The sequence below is a fragment of the Marinactinospora endophytica genome, assembly GCF_054780875.1.
On sequence record NZ_BAAGVM010000005.1, the window covers coordinates 1 to 16,220 of the forward strand.

At 73.6% G+C, this 16,220-nt stretch carries 16 protein-coding genes and 1 pseudogene; 5 read left to right on the top strand and 12 right to left on the bottom strand.

Going from position 1 to position 16,220, the window contains the following annotated elements:
* From ACYVHU_RS10670 to ACYVHU_RS10690, 5 genes and pseudogenes are all read right to left on the bottom strand, one after another.
* Positions 1 to 195: pseudogene (locus ACYVHU_RS10670) on the bottom strand (hypothetical protein); the annotation flags it as partial.
* Complete coding sequence (locus ACYVHU_RS10675) at positions 192 to 914, bottom strand: HAD family hydrolase (protein WP_078761346.1); 723 nt, start codon at positions 912 to 914, stop codon at positions 192 to 194. The pseudogene ACYVHU_RS10670 and the gene ACYVHU_RS10675, both read right to left, overlap by 4 nt.
* A gap of 96 nt (positions 915 to 1,010) precedes the next feature.
* Entirely contained in the window at positions 1,011 to 1,958 is a 948-nt protein-coding gene (locus ACYVHU_RS10680) for a VWA domain-containing protein (protein ID WP_078761345.1), read from the bottom strand.
* Positions 1,959 to 2,000: 42 nt separating this feature from the next.
* Positions 2,001 to 2,969 carry a DUF58 domain-containing protein gene (locus ACYVHU_RS10685; RefSeq protein WP_432940280.1) on the bottom strand — a complete coding sequence of 323 codons (969 nt, stop codon included), beginning with the start codon at positions 2,967 to 2,969 and terminating at the stop codon, positions 2,001 to 2,003.
* Positions 2,966 to 4,012, bottom strand: coding sequence for an AAA family ATPase (locus ACYVHU_RS10690; protein ID WP_078761344.1), 1,047 nt, complete (start codon positions 4,010 to 4,012; stop codon positions 2,966 to 2,968). Before ACYVHU_RS10690 ends, ACYVHU_RS10685 begins: the two co-directional genes overlap by 4 nt.
* A gap of 149 nt (positions 4,013 to 4,161) precedes the next feature.
* Here ACYVHU_RS10690 and ACYVHU_RS10695 point away from each other — a divergent pair, with 149 nt between their 5' ends.
* Positions 4,162 to 4,962 (top strand): hypothetical protein, encoded by an 801-nt coding sequence (locus tag ACYVHU_RS10695; RefSeq protein ID WP_498948221.1) that lies wholly within the window; start codon positions 4,162 to 4,164, stop codon positions 4,960 to 4,962.
* Positions 4,963 to 5,051: 89 nt separating this feature from the next.
* The gene (locus tag ACYVHU_RS10700; RefSeq protein WP_498948222.1) at positions 5,052 to 5,408 is read left to right on the top strand and encodes a hypothetical protein; all 357 of its coding nucleotides are present in this window, start codon (positions 5,052 to 5,054) and stop codon (positions 5,406 to 5,408) included.
* Positions 5,409 to 5,855: 447 nt separating this feature from the next.
* Here the strand turns inward: ACYVHU_RS10700 and ACYVHU_RS10705 are convergent, their stop codons facing one another.
* On the bottom strand, positions 5,856 to 6,047 hold the full coding sequence (locus tag ACYVHU_RS10705) for a hypothetical protein (RefSeq protein ID WP_200813589.1): 192 nt from the start codon (positions 6,045 to 6,047) through the stop codon (positions 5,856 to 5,858).
* A gap of 319 nt (positions 6,048 to 6,366) precedes the next feature.
* Entirely contained in the window at positions 6,367 to 7,050 is a 684-nt protein-coding gene (locus ACYVHU_RS10710; protein WP_498948223.1) for a DsbA family oxidoreductase, read from the bottom strand.
* Between the two features lie 163 nt (positions 7,051 to 7,213).
* On the opposite strand from ACYVHU_RS10710, the gene ACYVHU_RS10715 reads away from it, so the two are divergent.
* Positions 7,214 to 7,501: a 4a-hydroxytetrahydrobiopterin dehydratase gene (locus tag ACYVHU_RS10715; protein ID WP_078761340.1), complete on the top strand. Its 288-nt coding sequence runs from the start codon at positions 7,214 to 7,216 to the stop codon at positions 7,499 to 7,501.
* Positions 7,502 to 7,514: 13 nt separating this feature from the next.
* Here ACYVHU_RS10715 and ACYVHU_RS10720 read toward each other — a convergent pair whose 3' ends face one another.
* The gene (locus ACYVHU_RS10720) at positions 7,515 to 9,119 is read right to left on the bottom strand and encodes an acyl-CoA synthetase family protein (RefSeq protein WP_498948224.1); all 1,605 of its coding nucleotides are present in this window, start codon (positions 9,117 to 9,119) and stop codon (positions 7,515 to 7,517) included.
* Between the two features lie 165 nt (positions 9,120 to 9,284).
* On the opposite strand from ACYVHU_RS10720, the gene ACYVHU_RS10725 reads away from it, so the two are divergent.
* On the top strand, positions 9,285 to 10,295 hold the full coding sequence (locus ACYVHU_RS10725) for an acyltransferase domain-containing protein (RefSeq protein ID WP_078761338.1): 1,011 nt from the start codon (positions 9,285 to 9,287) through the stop codon (positions 10,293 to 10,295).
* A gap of 270 nt (positions 10,296 to 10,565) precedes the next feature.
* Here the strand turns inward: ACYVHU_RS10725 and ACYVHU_RS10730 are convergent, their stop codons facing one another.
* Positions 10,566 to 10,976 carry an SMI1/KNR4 family protein gene (locus tag ACYVHU_RS10730; RefSeq protein WP_498948225.1) on the bottom strand — a complete coding sequence of 137 codons (411 nt, stop codon included), beginning with the start codon at positions 10,974 to 10,976 and terminating at the stop codon, positions 10,566 to 10,568.
* A gap of 663 nt (positions 10,977 to 11,639) precedes the next feature.
* The gene (locus tag ACYVHU_RS10735; RefSeq protein ID WP_498948226.1) at positions 11,640 to 13,019 is read right to left on the bottom strand and encodes an FAD-binding oxidoreductase; all 1,380 of its coding nucleotides are present in this window, start codon (positions 13,017 to 13,019) and stop codon (positions 11,640 to 11,642) included.
* A 189-nt stretch (positions 13,020 to 13,208) separates the two neighbouring features.
* Here ACYVHU_RS10735 and ACYVHU_RS10740 point away from each other — a divergent pair, with 189 nt between their 5' ends.
* Positions 13,209 to 14,360, top strand: coding sequence for an MFS transporter (locus tag ACYVHU_RS10740; RefSeq protein WP_498948227.1), 1,152 nt, complete (start codon positions 13,209 to 13,211; stop codon positions 14,358 to 14,360).
* Positions 14,361 to 14,460: 100 nt separating this feature from the next.
* Here the strand turns inward: ACYVHU_RS10740 and ACYVHU_RS10745 are convergent, their stop codons facing one another.
* Together ACYVHU_RS10745 and ACYVHU_RS10750 are read right to left on the bottom strand one after the other, a co-directional pair.
* Positions 14,461 to 15,288, bottom strand: coding sequence for an arginase family protein (locus ACYVHU_RS10745; protein ID WP_078761336.1), 828 nt, complete (start codon positions 15,286 to 15,288; stop codon positions 14,461 to 14,463).
* A gap of 165 nt (positions 15,289 to 15,453) precedes the next feature.
* On the bottom strand, positions 15,454 to 16,014 hold the full coding sequence (locus ACYVHU_RS10750; protein WP_078761335.1) for a hypothetical protein: 561 nt from the start codon (positions 16,012 to 16,014) through the stop codon (positions 15,454 to 15,456).
* Between the last annotated feature and the right edge of the window lie 206 nt (positions 16,015 to 16,220).

Genomic DNA, 16,220 nt, shown 5'->3' on the forward strand with positions numbered 1-16,220 from the left:
GGGGGTGGTGGGGGGAAGGCCGGCGGCGGTGCGGGCGATGTCGGCGGGGTCGGCGCCGAAGGGGACGCGGGCGCCGGGGAGGGCGGGGGCGCCGTTGCCGTGGGTGATGGCGGTGGTGTGGTGGGGGGTGGTGGCGATGAGGTGGGCGGTGACCCGGCGCAGGGGGCGCGCCGGGTCGTGGGCGGGGGGGTTCACAGCAGCCCCGTGGAGGCGGAGACGGCGGGGCCGAGGAGGCGGGGCAGGTCGTCGAGGGTGGTGATGGTGGTGATGTCGGCTTGGCCGGGGTGGAGGCGGTGGCGGTCCAGGAGGATGGGGCGGATGCCGGCGGCCAGGGCGCCGATGGCGTCGGCTTTGAGCTGGTCGCCGATGTGCCAGCAGCGGTCGGGGGTGACGCCGAGGTGGTGGCAGGCGGTGTGGAAGATGCGGGGGTCGGGTTTGCCGGCTCCGGCGGTGTCGGCGCAGACGATGATCTTGAAGTAGTGGGTGATGTCGAGGGCGGCGAGTTTGTCGCGTTGCATGGCTTCGGGGCCGTTGGTGATGACGCCGAGGGTGATGCCGGCGGCGGTGAGGCGGTTGAGGGTGGGCACGACGTCGGGGAAGGCGCGCCAGGCGGCTCGGTGGGAGTCGAGGTAGCTGTGGTAGAGGTCGTCGCTGTGCTCGTCGGAGATCCAGGGGTGGCCGGCGTGGGTGGCCAGGGCGCGGATGCGTTCTCGGCGTTGTTGGGTGAGGGAGATGCGGCCGGCGACGTAGGCGCTGAAGGAGATGTGGGTCTGGATGTCCCAGAGGCGGCGGGCGGCGTTGTAGTCGGGGTGGCCGAGGCGGTCCATGAGGGTGCGCAGGCCGGCGCTGCTGGCGGCGTGGTCGTCCAGGAGGGTGTCGTCGAGGTCGAAGAAGAGGGTGGTGGGGGCCGGCATGAGCATTCTCCGTTGCGTGGTTGTCGGGGCAAACGGCACCACGTTAGCGGGCAAAGAGGCTATACCGGGCATCATTGGGGGAGGGAGCGGGCGAGGTCAGGGCAGGCGCTGGAACCACAGCAGGGACGCCACCGCGGTGGCCGCCGCCAGGGCCAGGGCCACGCCGACGAAGAGGGTCACGACCTCCTCGTGGATGGTCTCGGTGCCCAGCGAGGACCCGATGTCGTCGTAGACGTCCTCCAGCTCGGCCTCGGACTCGGCCTCATAGAAGTGGCCCTGGGTGCCTTCGGCGAGATCCTCCAGGGCGGCCTTGTCGATGTTGGCCTCGACGTATTGCCCGTTGATCTCGATGATCGAGGCGCCGGTGCCGAAAGCGATGGTGGAGACGGGCACCTGGGCGTCGGCGGCGGCGTCCACGGCGGAGCTGACCGGGCGTCCGCTGGTGTTCTCCCCGTCCGACAGCAGCACGATGGCGGCCGGCGGCGGATCCTGGGCGGCCTCCTCGTCGAAGGAGGAGATGGACTGCAACGACGTGAAAACCCCCTCGCCGATGGCGGTGCCCGGGGAGATCTGCAAGGTCGCGATGGAATCGGCGACGGCCTGGTGGTCGTGGGTGGGCGAGGAGATGACGGCGGCGGTGGAGGAGAAGGCGACCAGGCCCACGTTGAACCGGTCGGGCAGGGCCTCCACGAAACGCTGCGCGGACTCCTTGGCGGCGGTGAGACGGTCGGGGTCGACGTCGCTGGCGGCCATGGAGGGGGAGACGTCGATGGCGACGATGATGGTGGCGCGTTCCCGGGGCACCTCGACGGGCATGGCCGGGCGGGCGAACCCCAGTACCAGGACGGTCAACGTGGCCAGGAACAGGGCGGCGGTGACGTGGCGGCGCCACCCCGGCCGGGCGGGGGCGACCTGGTCGAGCAGGGCGAGGTTGGTGAAGCGCAGCGCGTAGTGGGTGCGGCGTCTTTGCAGCAGCAGGTAGGCGGCGACGAGCGCGAGGACGGCCAGGAGCAGCCAGAGCCGGCCGGCGGATAGGAACGTCACGCGCTTCTCCTTCTGCGGTGAGGTGGGCGGACGGCCCGGGTCTCAGCGGGGTGTGGCGGGGGTGTGGCGGGCGAGCCGGTGGGCGGTGCGGCGCTGTTCGATGACGAAGCGGGCGATGTCGCGGACCCAGTCGCGATCGGTGCGCAGGGTGAGGTGGGGAACACCGCAGCGCAGCAGGCCCGAACGCACGGCCTCGCGTTGGGCCGCCGCGGCGTGGGCGTAGCGGCGGCGCACCCGGGCGGACAGGTGGACCTCGCGGGTGCGTCCGGTCTCGGGATCGGCCATGGTGATCAATCCTATGTCGGGCAGGTCCAGTTCCCGCGGATCGATGACCTCCACGGCCAGGGTCTGATGTCGGCTGGCCAGCCGGCGCAGGGGCCGTTCCCACGGGGCGGGGGCGGCGGGGTCGGCGGTGGGGTCGAGGAAGTCGGAGATGATGACGCGCAGGCCGCGGCGGGGCCGGGTGCGGGCCAGGTCGGTGATGGCCTCGGCCAGGTCCGGGCGGGGGGCCGCGCCGGCGTGCGGGGTGGCGGCCACCGCCGACAGCAGGGACAACAAGGCGTTCTTGCCCGAGCGCGCGGGCCAGCGGCGGATGCGGCCGTCGTGCAGGAGGTGGGCGCCGAAGCGGTCGCCGACCCGCTGGGTCAGCACGGTGACGGCGGCCAGCGCGCCGATGGCGACGTCGCGTTTTTGCGCCTGGGCGGTGCCGAAGTCCATGCTGGGCGACAGGTCCAGCAGGGTCCAGCTTTCGAGTTCGCGGTCGGCGACGAGGTCGCGGACGTGGGGGACGGTGGTGCGGGCGGTGACCGACCAGTCCATGTGGCGCACGTCGTCCTCGCCGGGCTGGTAGAGGCGGGCCTCGGCGGGCTCGGAGCCGGGGCCCAGGCGCAGCCCCAGGTGCTCGCCGTGCAGCAGGCCGTCGAGGCGGCGCACCACGCGCAGCTCCAGGCGGCGCAGCGCGGCGTGGCGGCGCGGGTCGATGGGCGCGGCGGGATGGTCCACGGTTCTCACCTGGTGGCGGTGGCGGCATCGGGGCCGGCCGGCTCGTCCCAGATGACGCGGGGCGGGGGCACGGCGGCCAGGATCCGGTCGACGACCTGGTCGGTGGTGATGCCATCGGCGAGCGCGTCGAAGGTGAGGATGAGGCGGTGGGAGATGACATCGCGGGCGAGCAGGCGCACGTCGTCGGGCAGGACGTAGTCGCGGCCACGGATGAGGGCCAGGGCGCGGGCGGCGGCGACCAGGCCCAGGGTGGCGCGCGGGCTGGCGCCGACGTCGATGACGCGGCGCAGTTCGGGCAGGCCGTAGGACTCGGGTTCGCGGGTGGCCATGATGACGCGCACCACGTAGTCGGCGATGAGCTGGTGGACTTGGACGGCCTCGGCGTCGGCCTGCAGTTCCTTGAGGGTGAGGGGGTCCAGGACACGTTGGGGGCGGGGCGGGCGGGTGCTCATGCGCCGCAGGATCTCCATCTCCTCGTGGGCGCGCGGGTGGGGGACGACGACCTTCATGAGGAACCGGTCGCGTTGGGCCTCGGGCAGCGGGTAGACGCCTTCGGACTCGACGGGGTTTTGGGTGGCGATGACGATGAAGGGGTCGGGCAGCGGGTGGGTGGTGCCGCCCAGGGAGACCTGTCGTTCGGCCATGACCTCCAGCAGGGAGGACTGGACCTTGGCGGGGGCCCGGTTGATCTCGTCGGCGAGGACGAAGTTGGCGAAGACGGGGCCCAGCTCGACGTCGAACTGTTCGGTGGAGGGGTGGTAGATGCGGGTGCCGACGATGTCGGAGGGGACGAGGTCGGGGGTGAACTGGATGCGGGTGAAGGTGCCGCCGGTGACGGTGGCCAGGGTGGACACGGCCAGGGTCTTGGCGACGCCGGGGACGCCTTCGAGCAGGCAGTGGCCTTGGGCGATGAGCGCGATGAGGGTGCGTTCGACCATGTGGTCTTGACCGACGATGACCGTGGAGACCTCGTGCAGGGCGGCGCGCAGCAGGCGGGTGGCGTCACCGGGCGGCGGGGATGCGGGCGAGCGGGGCGTGGCGGGCTCGGGCATGGGCGTTCTCCTGGCTGGGCGCTCCCCGGTGCCGGCGGCGGCCGGGTACGTTGGTGGTCACGCAACGGCGAGACTACCCGCTGTGGACGCGGCCGGACGGGTGGCTGGGGTGGGTGTGCCGCGCGGGTTGCACGGGAGGTGGCCTCGGGGTGGCTGATGGGGTGCGGGACGTGGCCGCTTTGCGTGACGCCGACCCGCGACAGTTGGGCGCGTTCCGGCTGCAGGGGCGGCTGGCCGACAGTCCGGTGGGCGTGGTCTACCTGGCGCGTGACCGGCGCGGCCGGGCGGTGAGCGTGGCGATGCTGAGCCGGGGGGCGGCGGCCGACGCGGCGGCGCGCGACCGGTTCGTCGCGGCGGTGACCAAGGGGGCCGGCGTGGCGAGCCCGCCGCGGGTGGTGGCCGCGGCCACCTCATCGTTGTCGGCTCCGTGGGTGGCGGTGCCCTATGCGGAGGGCGGGCGCGGCGCGGAGGTGTTCTTGGAGCCGGTCGGCGCGGGGGGAGCCTCGGCCGGCGGGGTGAGGCTGGCACCGTATTGGGCGGGCGAGGGCGGTGGGGGCGCGCCGCGGTGGGGCCGGCTTCCCGGCCGCGCGGGTTCGGGGGTGGTGCACGCCGAACCGGACCGGCGGGTGGTGGCGGGCCTGGTGGTGCTGCTGCTGTTGTTCCTGGTGCTGTTGGTGTTGTTGTACCTCTACCTGTCGGCCCTGGGCGGGCAGGAGCCGGGCCGGGAGCAGACGCCCCAAGGGGGAGGCACGGAGTCGGCCGAGCCGTCGCCGTCGCCGAGCTCCTCCCCGGGGGACAGCGGCGAGCCCTCCCCGGGCCGGCCCCAGGAGGAGGGGACGCAGGAGCCGCGGGTCTCGCCGGGGCCTTCCGAGGTGCCGTCGGTGCCGTTGGACGACGAGGACGTCGAGGGGATGCCGGTGGAGCCGACCGATCCGCAGGACCTCGCCTAAGGGACGCCCCGCAACCGGGGGCCGCTGTGCCCGGGGGAGAGCCCGATACCCGCGAGACTCCGCTCCGGCCACTATGGCAGCCCGCTGACATGCCATGGGAGCTGCGGGAACACGAAGGTCGTCACTACGCCGTCCTCTTCCACTACGCCTCGCCCGAGGACGCCTGGGCCGTGGAGCTGAGCGAGGCCGTGCCGGCGCCGGCCACGGGGGCCGAGGAGCCCGCGGTGGCCCACGTGCCCGGCCCGGCCTTCCTGGTCGCGCTTGTCGCGGACGAGGACCCGGATCTGGAGCCGGCCGTCCGCGTCCACAGCCCGGCCGAGCGCGTCGTCCCCTACGAGATCATGCGCTGGTTCATGGAACAGGTGGCCGACCAGGTCGAACGCTGCCGCATCGCGTTGGAGCGGGAAGAAGGGGCTGGGGCGGCGGGAGGACCGCGCGGTGACTGATCACGGCGTCGGAGACCTCCTGGGCGGCCCTGGTCAGCGGACCGGGCTCACGGCGGTGTCGCGACGCGAGGGCGCGGCCCCGGTTCACCGGGCCGGTCAGGGAACGTGGCTGTTCGCGGACCGGGGGTGCTGGTTGCCGCGTACGGGCGGACGGTCCTGACGCCACGGCGGCGCGCCGCGTTCTCCGGGGTCTCGAATTCACGGCCCGCCGCGTCGCCGCGGCCCCAGACGAACCCCAGGTGCCCTCCGCCTTCCGGGCGAACCGCTGCGGGACACCCCGCAGCGGCCCCTGCCTTTCCGGGAGATCACGCCAGCAGACCCCGGTCCGCGGCTACCACGGCACACCGTCGACCACCTGCCGCCGTGGACGGTCACGCCCGTCCACGCGGGGCGGCAAGGGCCCTACGCGCCCCCATGCCGCGCCCCTCACCCCGGCCCGTCCCAAGATCAACCATCCGCGTGCTCCTCGCCGGAGCCGGACGCGGGGCCCGTCACGAACCGGCTCAGGCGGTACTGGGACGGATACTCCAGGCGGCCACAGAGCGTGTCGATCCGGATCAGCGAGGCGTCCCATCCCGCCTCCTGAAGACGCCGCACGTGGGCGCGCAGTTGCGCGCCGTCCCCGGTCTCCAGGACCACTTCCCACCGTCCGGCCTCCGGGACGCCGCGAGCGGCAAGCCGCCGACTCGCGGCCTCCTGCCGCCGCCTTCTCTTCCTCTGCCCTGGCATCTCCCCAGGATCACCGGCCGGCGCCACAACGGCAAGGCGAACGGAGCGCGCCTCGCTCCCACCCGGTGATCACCTGTCGGACAGGGCCTAGGAGGCAAGGACGGGCCTGTGGGCGCTTGCCGGGGCGGAGTCTTTCGAGCGCGGCGCCGTGTCGCGGCGCGGGAAGCAGCCCCTGGCCATGGACGCTTAAGGCCCCGCCCCGGCGCGGCTGGCCGGGGCGGGGCGCCGATCAGCCGCCGGAGGGCACGGCGCAGGTGCCATCGGCGCAGCCGGCCTCGGGGGTGTGGCCGTGCTCGCCGCCGATCTGCTCCAGCGCCTGCAGGAACGTCTCAACGGGCTGGGCGCCCTGCAAAGCGTGGGTGGAGGCGAAGACGAAGGTGGGGACCGCGCGCACCCCGATGCGGCGGGCCTGGTCGATGTCCTCGGTCACCTCGGCCAGGCCCGCACCGCCGGCCAGGTAGGCCTCGGCGCGCTCGCGGTCCATGCCGGCCTCGCCGGCCAGCGCGGCCAGGGCGGCGTGGTCGGCGACGTTGACGCCGTCGGTGAAGTAGGCGCGCAACAGGGCCTCCTTGAGGCGGGCCTGGGTGGGGCGGCCGTAGTCGGTGAGCGCGTGGTGCAGCAACCGGTGGGCGGTGAGGGTGTTGACCGCCTGGGCGCGCTCCATACGAAAGTCGATGCCCTCGGCCGCGCCCAGGGAGGCGAGGCGCTCGTTCATCTGCGTGGCGGCCTCACCGAAGCGTTCCCGCAGGTAGTCGCTGAGCGGGCGGGGGCGCAGGGGCGCGGTGGGGTCGAGCTGGAAAGGCCGGTAGGTGACCTCGGCCTGGTGGCCCCAGGTCTGCAGGGCGCGGTGCAGACGGCGGGTGCCGACATAGCACCACGGGCAGGCGATGTCGGAGTAGACGTCGATCTTCACAGGGGTCCTTTCACAATGGGCATGGTGGGCTGCGATCGGGGACAACATGCGGGAGGGCGAGGCTGTTCCTGGGTGGGAGGAAGTGGCCGGGGCCGGGTATCACGGTGGACATGGAGGGACCCGGGCGGCGGCCCGGGCGAGGTGAGATTGAGGAGTGGTCGTCATGGCGGTCATGGACGACGCCGAGATCACCGCGGCCCTGGCGGGCCTGGACGGGTGGGAGCGGGTGGGCGATGAGATCCGCCGCACCGTGCACGCCCCCGACTTCCCCGGCGGGATCGAGTGGGTCAACGCGGTGGCCCACGCCGCCCAGGAGGCGGGCCACCATCCCGACATCGACATCCGCTACAACCAGGTGACCTTCGCGTTGACGACGCACGCGGTGGGGGCGATCACCGAACGCGACATCGACCTGGCGGCGCGCATCGACCGCATCGTCGCGCAGCGGTGAGGCCCCCGCGAGCCTAGGCCCGCAACCGCAGCCGTTGGATCTTGCCGCTGGGGGTCTTGGGCAGGGCGTCGACGAAGATGATGCGGTGGGGGCGGGCGTGGGCGGCGAACCGGGTCTCGACGGTGTCTTGGAGGCGGGCGGCCAACTCGTCGCTGGGGGAGAACCCGTCGTTGAGGACGACGCGGGCGGCGATGATCCGCCCGCGCAGCTCGTCGGGTTCGCCGTGCACGGCGACCTCGGCGACGGCCGGATGGTGCAACAGCGCCGATTCGACGTCGTAGGGGCCCACCCGGTAGCCGGAGGTGAGGATGACGTCGTCGTCGCGGGAGAACAGCGACAGCCCCGCGGCCTGGTCACGGGTGCCGGTGTCGCCGGTGAGGTACCAGCGCCCATCAGGGCTGAACCTACGCGAGCTGGGGAGGGGGCCCTCGTGGTAGCCGGTGAACCACATGGCGGGGCTGGTGTCCACGCGCACGGCCAGGCGGCCGAAAGCGCCGGGGGCGGCCTCGCTGTCGGACAAGGGGTCCAAGACGCGCACGTCGAACCCCGGTAGCGCGGTCATGGCCGGGCCGGCCCCGGCCAGGTCGGGGTGGTTGTGCACGCCGGCGCACATGCCGATCTCGGTCTGGCCGTAGTGGTCGTGGACGGCGACCCCGAAAGTGTCATGGGCCCAGGCGGTGATCTCGGGGGTGAGGGGTTCGCCGGTGCTGGACAGGTGCCGCACGACGATGCCGGGCGGCAGGGTCTTCACGGTGGAACGCAGCGCCCGGTAGACGGTGGGGGCCGCGGTGAAGTTGGTGACGGCGAAGGTCTCCAAGACCTCCAGGGTCAGCTCGGGGTCGAACCCGGCGCGCAGGTGCAGGCTGCGCTGCCCGGTGAGCAGGGGCGAGACCAGCCCGTAGTAGAGGCCATAGGCCCAGCCGGGGTCGGTGGCGTTCCAGTAGACGTCGTCGGGGCGGGCGTCCAGACCGTAGTGGTGGTAGGCGTGGAAGGCGGCCAGGGCGCGCACGGGCACGTCGACGCTGGTGGGCGGGCCGGCGCTGCCGGAGGTGTGGATCTGGATGAAAGGGGCGTGGCCGCCGGTGGCGGCCGGGGCGAGCAGGCCGGTGTGGCCGTGGGAGAGCTCGGCGGTGGTGGTGTCGCCGGGGCGCAGCGGGGCGGGCCCGGTGGTGACGACCCGCCAGGGGGCGGCGGCGGGGATGTCCTCACCCGGGTCGAGCTTGGGACGCTGGTCGTCGTCGGCGATGACGACGGTGGCGGCCGAGCCGCGTAGGCGCAGCGCGATCGCGGAGGGGGCGAAGCCGGTGAACAGGGGGACCATGACCGCGCCCAGCCGCCAGATGGCCAGGGCGGCGACGGCCAGGTCGTGGCCTTTGCCCACGAGGGTGGCGACGCGGCCGCCGGGACCCACCCCCAGGCCGGCCAGCCCCTGGGCCAGCGCGCTGGAGCGGTGGGCCAGTTCGCCGTAGGTGAGGTCGCGGCCGACCAGGTCGGGGCCGATCTCGGTGAGCGCGACGCTGTCGCCGTCGTGGCGGTCGCACAGCAGGTGGGCCACTGACGCTTCGGCGGTGTCGTAGGCGGCGAGCCATTGGGCTACCCGCCGCGCCGGATCGGCCATCGGTGTCCGTCCCCTTTTCTTAAGGCGTGAGGCGAATCGGTGTAGCCCATACAGACTATGCCCCGCGTGTGAGCGGCCCCTCACCGGTGAGGGCCTGGGCTCACACCGTGGACGCGGCGGATTAAGACGTGGCGCCGCCGCGGCGCACAGGCCAGGATGAGGCCCATGGACGCCGAAACGATCGCGATGCGCCTGGGACTGGGCGCCGATGTGACCCCGTGGCTCAAGGAGATCGCCGAACTGCCCGACACCGGCCTGCGCCTGCCCGCACCGCAGGACGCGGCCGAGGCGTTGCAGCCCTTCGCGCCCCTGCCCCAAGACGCCGCCGAGCTGGCCGCGCTGTGGCCTGACGACTCCTGGCCGCGGGAGGCGCTGTGGCTGGTGGAGCGCATGTACGCGCGCATCGTCGCCGACGTCGACAACGACCCGTGGATGTGGCGGGACTGGCCGCGCCTGGACCACGTCGACGACGCGAGGGTGCGCTGCGCGCCGGTGTTCGCCTTCGCCGCGGCCGTGCCCCTGCTGCGCGCCCGCCACGCCCGCCACGGGGTGCCCGCCGAGGTCACCGCGGCGACGCTGGCCGACATGGGCCGCCACCTCGCCCAGACCCGGACGATGCTGGGCCGCTGCGGGTTGGAGACGTCCACGTGGATGGCGTTGCACTACCGCGGCGGCCTGTATGAGCTGGGCCGGTTGCAGTACGAGCCGGGCCGGCTCGGCCCGATCGGGGCCGTCACCTGGTACGGGCCCGGCCAGGACGAGGACCTCGCCCCCGAGCTGCGCCCGGGGCAGCCGACGCTGCGCCTGCACATCCCCCAAGACGGCCCCTTGGACCCCGCGGCGGTGCAGGACTCGCTGCGCCGGGCCCGGCCCTTCTTCGCCGAGCACTTCGACACCGACGTCGCGGTGGCCACCTGCACCTCTTGGCTGCTGGACCCCACCTTGGCCCGCTACCTGCCCGCCGACTCCAACATTCTCGCCTTCCAACGCCTTTTCACCCTCATCGACGATGACGGCGCCGATGGTGACGGTGACGTGTTCCGGTTCGTCTTCCGCCACCCCCGCGTGGACCTCGACGCGGTGCCCCAGCGCACCCGCCTGGAACGCGCGGTGGTCGCCCACCTGCGCGGCGGCGGCCACTGGCGGGTGCGCACCGGCTGGTTGCGCCTGCCCTGACCGGCTGTGGCCCGGCGGGTGCGCGCCGGGCCACAGGCGCGGCCGGCCGAAAAGCAGGACGGGGGAGCCCCCGCAGCGGGGCTCGTCCAGGTCACGACGCTCCCCCTGAACCCCGTTGTGGTCCTCCTCGACCCGCGAGAGCCCGTCGCAGGCCGGCCGCATCAGCGCGGCGACGTCGTCGTTGCGCTCGAAGCCGCCCCCTCACCGGGCCGCCACTCACACGCCCTGCACGCGCCGTCCGCGCCCACGCTGCCGGCGTGCGGCAAGCCGTTACCCGCCGCCGTCGTCTGTCCGGTCGGCAGGCAGCGCCGGAGCGGCGCGGGGACCTGGGGGAGGGGCGCCTGCACCCACGCCTGGTAGGGCGTCGGGAAACCAGCCCACCTGCTCGACGGGCAGCAGCGCGACCCGTCCGATCCCGGTGAAGCCGTTGGTGGCCCATAGGAAGTCGCGGTAGGAGGGCGACAGGCGACCCCCTGACCGTTCCTCGACGGCCGCGATCTCCTCCTCGCTCGCGGGGGCGCCGCCCAGCCACCCCGACGCGCGCTGGACCTCGCTCGGCACGAGGTGGGCCACCCCGGTGCGCTCAAGGTTCCGCAAAGCGGTGGAGGTCCAGTACCGGGAGCTGTAGTCCCGGAGGAACGCGCGCCACCGGGGAACGGTCAACGGGGAGATCGCCGCCACGCCGGACTCCTGGAGCGGGGCGACCAATGGTCACGGAAGGCTTCACCCGGGCGCGCGGCCGCTCTGCACCGCCTCGGCCGCGCGCCCCCGCACTCGTGCACCCGTCGGCGACAACCGCGTGTTGCCGCCGCTAAGGGCCGCCGCCCCTGCTCCCTGGGCGCCGGGGGCGGCGGTCTGGTACGGCCGGGGGCCGCGAAGCAAGACGGAGGAGTCCGGGGCGAGAAAGAGGGGAGCACGGAATTGGGCGGTAGAGCCGTGACCTGGGCGCGGTTTGCCAACGAAGCCGTTGTAGCGTGTTCGGTCCCCTGCCGCAGGAGCACCTCTCGACCAGATCGCCCGCTAGGGCCGCTTCCCCGGCGAGCTGTCGGTCACCGGCCGGGAACCGTGCTTCCACCCGCCTCCACACGCCCGCGGCGAACGCACCCCCGCCACTCGATCGGGAGGCGGTGCAGCGGGGCGCCAAGCGCATGCTCGGCGTCTTCCAGACCGCCCCCGGCGGGGCCGCCGAAGAACCGGTCACGCGCGCGGCGGCGCCGGCGCGGGGATGGCCCTTCCCTCGGCGGCCCGCCCGTGCGGACAGGACGGATTCCGATACGGCCAACGCCCCAGGAGAGCTGCCCGACCGGCGCCGTGCTCCCCGCCGCGCGAGACGGCGGGGAGGGCTCAGCCGAACACCTTGCCCGGGTTGAAGATGCCCAACGGGTCCAGCGCCGACTTGACCGCCTGGTGCATCTCCACCACCCGCGGCCCCAGCTCCGCCGCCGCCCCGCGCTTCTTCAGCACCCCCACGCCGTGCTCCCCGGTGACCGTGCCGCCCAACGCGATCGCCTCGTCCACGATCACCTCGAACGCCTCCTGGGCCCGCGCCTTGGCCGCCTCGTCCCCGGCCGGGACGATGAACAGCGGATGCAGGTTGCCGTCACCGGCGTGGGCGATGTTGCCGATACGGGTGTCGAAACGGCGGCCGGCCGCCTCGATGCGCTCCAGCATCTGCGGCACCTTCGCCCGGGGCACGCACACGTCCTCGGTCAACAGCGGCCCCAGCCGCTCCAACGCGGGGTAGGCCAGCCGGCGCGCCGCGAACAGCGCCTCGGCCTCCTGGGAGTCGGTCGAACGTGTCGCGAACGTCGCCCCCGCCCCCTCGAAGCACGCCAGGATCTGCTGGGCCTCGGCGATCCCCGCCTCGCCCGGCGCGTCGCTGCGGCCCAGCAGCAGCACCGCGCCCTCGGCCGCCAGCCCCATGTTCTTCCACTCGTCCACCGCGCGCAGACAGAACTCGTCGATCAGCTCCAACGCCGAGGGCACCACGCCGGCCGCCGCCACCGCGGCCACCGCCGCACCGGCCTGGGCCAGGGTGTCGAAGTAGCCCACCACCGTGTGCTGGGGGCCCTGGCGCAACGGGCGCAGCCGCAGCGTCACCTCGGTGACCAGGCCGAGCGTTCCCTCGGCCCCCACCATCAGCCCGCACAGGTCATAGCCGGTCACCCCCTTGGCGGTGCGCCGGCCCAGCCGCACCACGTCACCGGAGCCCACCACCGCCTCCAGGCCCAGCACGTAGTCGCGGGTCACCCCGTACTTGACGCAGCACAGCCCTCCGGCGTTGGTGGAGACGTTGCCCCCGATCGTCGACCACGGGGAGCTGGCCGGGTCCGGCGGGTACCACAGGCCCTTCTCGGCCGCCGCCGCGCGCAGGTCGTCGTTGACCACCCCGGGTTGTACCGTCGCGGTCGCCTCGGCGGGGTCGATCTCCACGATCGCGTTCATCCGCTCGAACGACACCACCACCCAGCCCTCGCCGGAGTTGGCCGCCCCCGACAGGCCCGTGCCCGCGCCGCGCCCCACCAGCGGCACGCCCAGCCGCGCGCACACCGCCACCGTCGCGGCGACCTCCTGGGTGGAGCGGGGCCGCACCACCGCGGCCGGCGTGCCGCACGGCGCCCATTCGGCTTCGTCATGGGCGTAGGAGGCCGCCACGTGGGGGTCGCTCACCACCTGGTCCGCGCCCAGTTCCGCCACGAGCGCCGCCACGACGTCCTCAGCCACCACTGCACCTCCGCAAAAGACCGATCCGATGTCCGAACCCTAGAGGGCGGCCCCGCGGGCGGGGGAGTGGAGCTGCCGGTTTGCCAGCCCGCAGCGGAAAATGGTAGGACCTTTTCGACGATTCGCTTAGTTAGGCTAACGAACTCCGACGGGGTCGCAACGGCCCACACGAAAGGTCGGCACACCACAGTGGGCTGGTTCGTCCGCGTCATCATCCACGGAACCCTGTTCCACGGGGCGCTGTCCACCCTGCGCCCCGTCATCTCCTACCGCTCCATCGAAGCCGGCCTGGACCCCGCCTGGATCGGCGTCTTCAGCGCGGCACTGTCCCTCGTCCCCCTCTTCGTCGCCATCCCCATCGGCCGATGGGTCGACCTCCACGACGAACGCCCCGCCTACCTGCTCGGCAGCGCCTTCCTCACCGCCTCAGCCCTCGCCCTGGCCTGGGCCCACACCCCCGCCGCCATCATCGCCTGCTCCATCAGCGCCGGCATCGGCCTCATCCTCGCCATGGTCGCCGCCCAGGCCATGGTCGCCAACCGCTCTCCCCGCGACCGCTTCGACTCCCGCTTCGGCCTCTTCGCCCTCGCCGGCTCCGCCGGCCAACTCCTGGGCCCCCTCCTGCTATCGGCGCTGGCCGCCACCGAACCCGCCGACCTGACCACCCAGGCCTTCCTGGGAACCGGCATCGCCGCGGCCGCCTCCCTGCTCGCCCTCATCGGCATGCCCGCCGCCCCACCCCGCGCCGCCACCACGCCAACCGACGCGCCCACCCGCCACCGCGCCATCGACGTCCTGCGCGCCCCCGGCGTCACCCCCGCCATCCTCTCCAGCCTCATGGTGCTCGCCGCCATCGACATGATCATCGTCTACCTGCCGGTCCTGGGAGAAGAACGCGGCATCGGCGCCGCCACCGTCAGCCTGCTCCTGGCCACGCGCGCCGGCGCCTCCGTCGTCTCCCGCGCCTTCCTCGGCGTGGCCGTCGCCCGCAAGGGACGCCACAGCGTCTTGGTGACCAGCCTCATCGTCTCGGCGCTCTCCGTCGCCGCGCTCACCCTGCCCCAGCCCACCTGGACACTGGCCATCGCCCTGGCGATCGCCGGCCTGGGACTGGGCATCGGCCAGCCCCTCACCATGGCCTGGGTCGCCGACGCCGCCGCCCCCTCCGCCCGCGGCACCGCCATGGCCCTGCGCATGTCAGGCAACCAGCTCGGCCAGACCACCCTGCCCCTGCTCGCCGGAGCGCTCGCCGGCGGCCTCGGCGTCTCCGCGATCTTCGTCGCCTTCGGCGGGGGACTGGCCGCCGTCGCCGCGGGCCTGCGCCGCCCACGCCCCACCTGACCCCTCGGGCACACCCGGACACCACCACCCCGACGGCCCGCCCCAAAAGCCACGGCGCGGGCGAAGCGCCCCGCTCAGCACAGCCCGCTCGCGTCAGGGATCACGCCTGCGGCGACAGACCCAGCGCCTCCAACAGGGCGCGCGGCCCCGCCGCGTCATGCTCGATCACCGGCACGTACTCGCACACCCCCACCCCCACCACCTCATGGTGGGACGCGATCGCGGCCAGCGCCTCGGCCACCGTCCCCACCAACGGCCCCTGCGGCACCGGGCAGGCCACCGCCGGAAAGTCCACGGGATCACACAGATCCACATCCAGATGGACATAGGCCGGCGACCCCGCCGCCCGCCCCGCCACCACCCGGCCGGGATCGGCGATCAGCTCCACCGTCCCCACCCGCTCCAGCCCCACCGCCCGCGCGAACTCCTCCTCGCCCACGTCGAGGTCGCGGCCCCCCACCAACCTCACCTGCCACGGCGCCACCACGCCGCCACCCCCCAGCAGGCGGGGATGCCCCTCGCCCAGCAGCAGCCGCAACGCCATCCCGTGCGCCAGGCCACTGGGGGAGGAGGCCGCGGTGTTGAGATCGGCGTGCGCGTCCAGCCAGTACACCGCCATCCCCGGATGGCGCGCCGCCAGGTGCCCGGCGACCGGAAGATCGGAGAGACAGTCGCCGCCCAGCGTCAACGCCCGCGCGGGATCGCGCCGGGCCAGGTGCTCGCGCAACCGCCGCAACGTCGCCTCCAGCACCTCCAGGTTGCGGACCCCCTCGACCATCTCGCGCGGCCCGTCGGAGACCGACACGTGCAGCCGGCTACCGTCGGGAGGCACCAGCCGGGCCAGCGCGGCGGCCCCCGCGGCCACCCGCACGTCATCGCCGCCCTGCCACAACGGCACCACCAGGTCAACGTCACGCTGCCACACCATGGGCACACCCTAGGCGCGCCGGCCGCCGGCCACACGCGGGAACGAGACGTCCGGCGCGTCCGGCTATGGCCAGCGCGAGCCTCACCGGGCACCGGCTCCACGGCCCGGCGGGCAGGCACGATACCACCCCGTAGTCACGCAGAGTAAAAGCAATGCAACACAAGGTTATCGAACGGCGAGATCATCAGAGGCGGTGGGGGAGGGGCGCGCCTCGGCCCACCCCAGGGCCAGGACCATCCGCCACCACGCGCTGTCACGTCCGACCGGCGCGACCGTGCCGTACCAGGAGCCGCACAGCAGACGCAGGAAGAAGACGTCGAAGGAGGGACACAACGGCGCGAAGGCGTGCGGCGCGGTGAACCAGACGGCGTCCAGGTCGCCGAACCACCACACGCGCCCGGTGGCGCGTTCCAGGCACAAAGGATTGCCGGCCACCTCGCCGAAACGGAACCAGCGCGCGTCGCCGCCGGGCAGCAGGTCCTCGCCGTCGCCGAACACCCGCATCGACGCCGCCGCGGGGCCCAGCAGCCGCACCGTGCCGGTGTCGGTCACCAGCCCGCCGCACAGGCGCAGGAAGGCGGCGTAGGGGCGCGGGATCGTGGCGGGCGGCGCGGCGGCGGACCCCAGGCCCGGCGCCAGGGCCGCCGGAGTGAACGGCTGGGGCCGTCCCAGGCAGGCCAGGCGGATCAGGCGCAGGGCGGCGGGGATCGAGGACGGCGAAGGCATGGCGGCAACCCTAGGAGAACGTGACGACAGGCCGGCCGGTGTGGCCGTTTCCCCTCTTCCGGAGTTCGCCGATAATGCACATTATGTCAAGTAGAGGGTTCTCGCGCTCCCCGAGCGGAGCGAAAACCCCGACACGGCAAGGGTTCGAGCCGTCTGGAGACGGACGGTGCGCGGCCGGGGCCTCGTGGGTGCGCCGGCCGACGCCG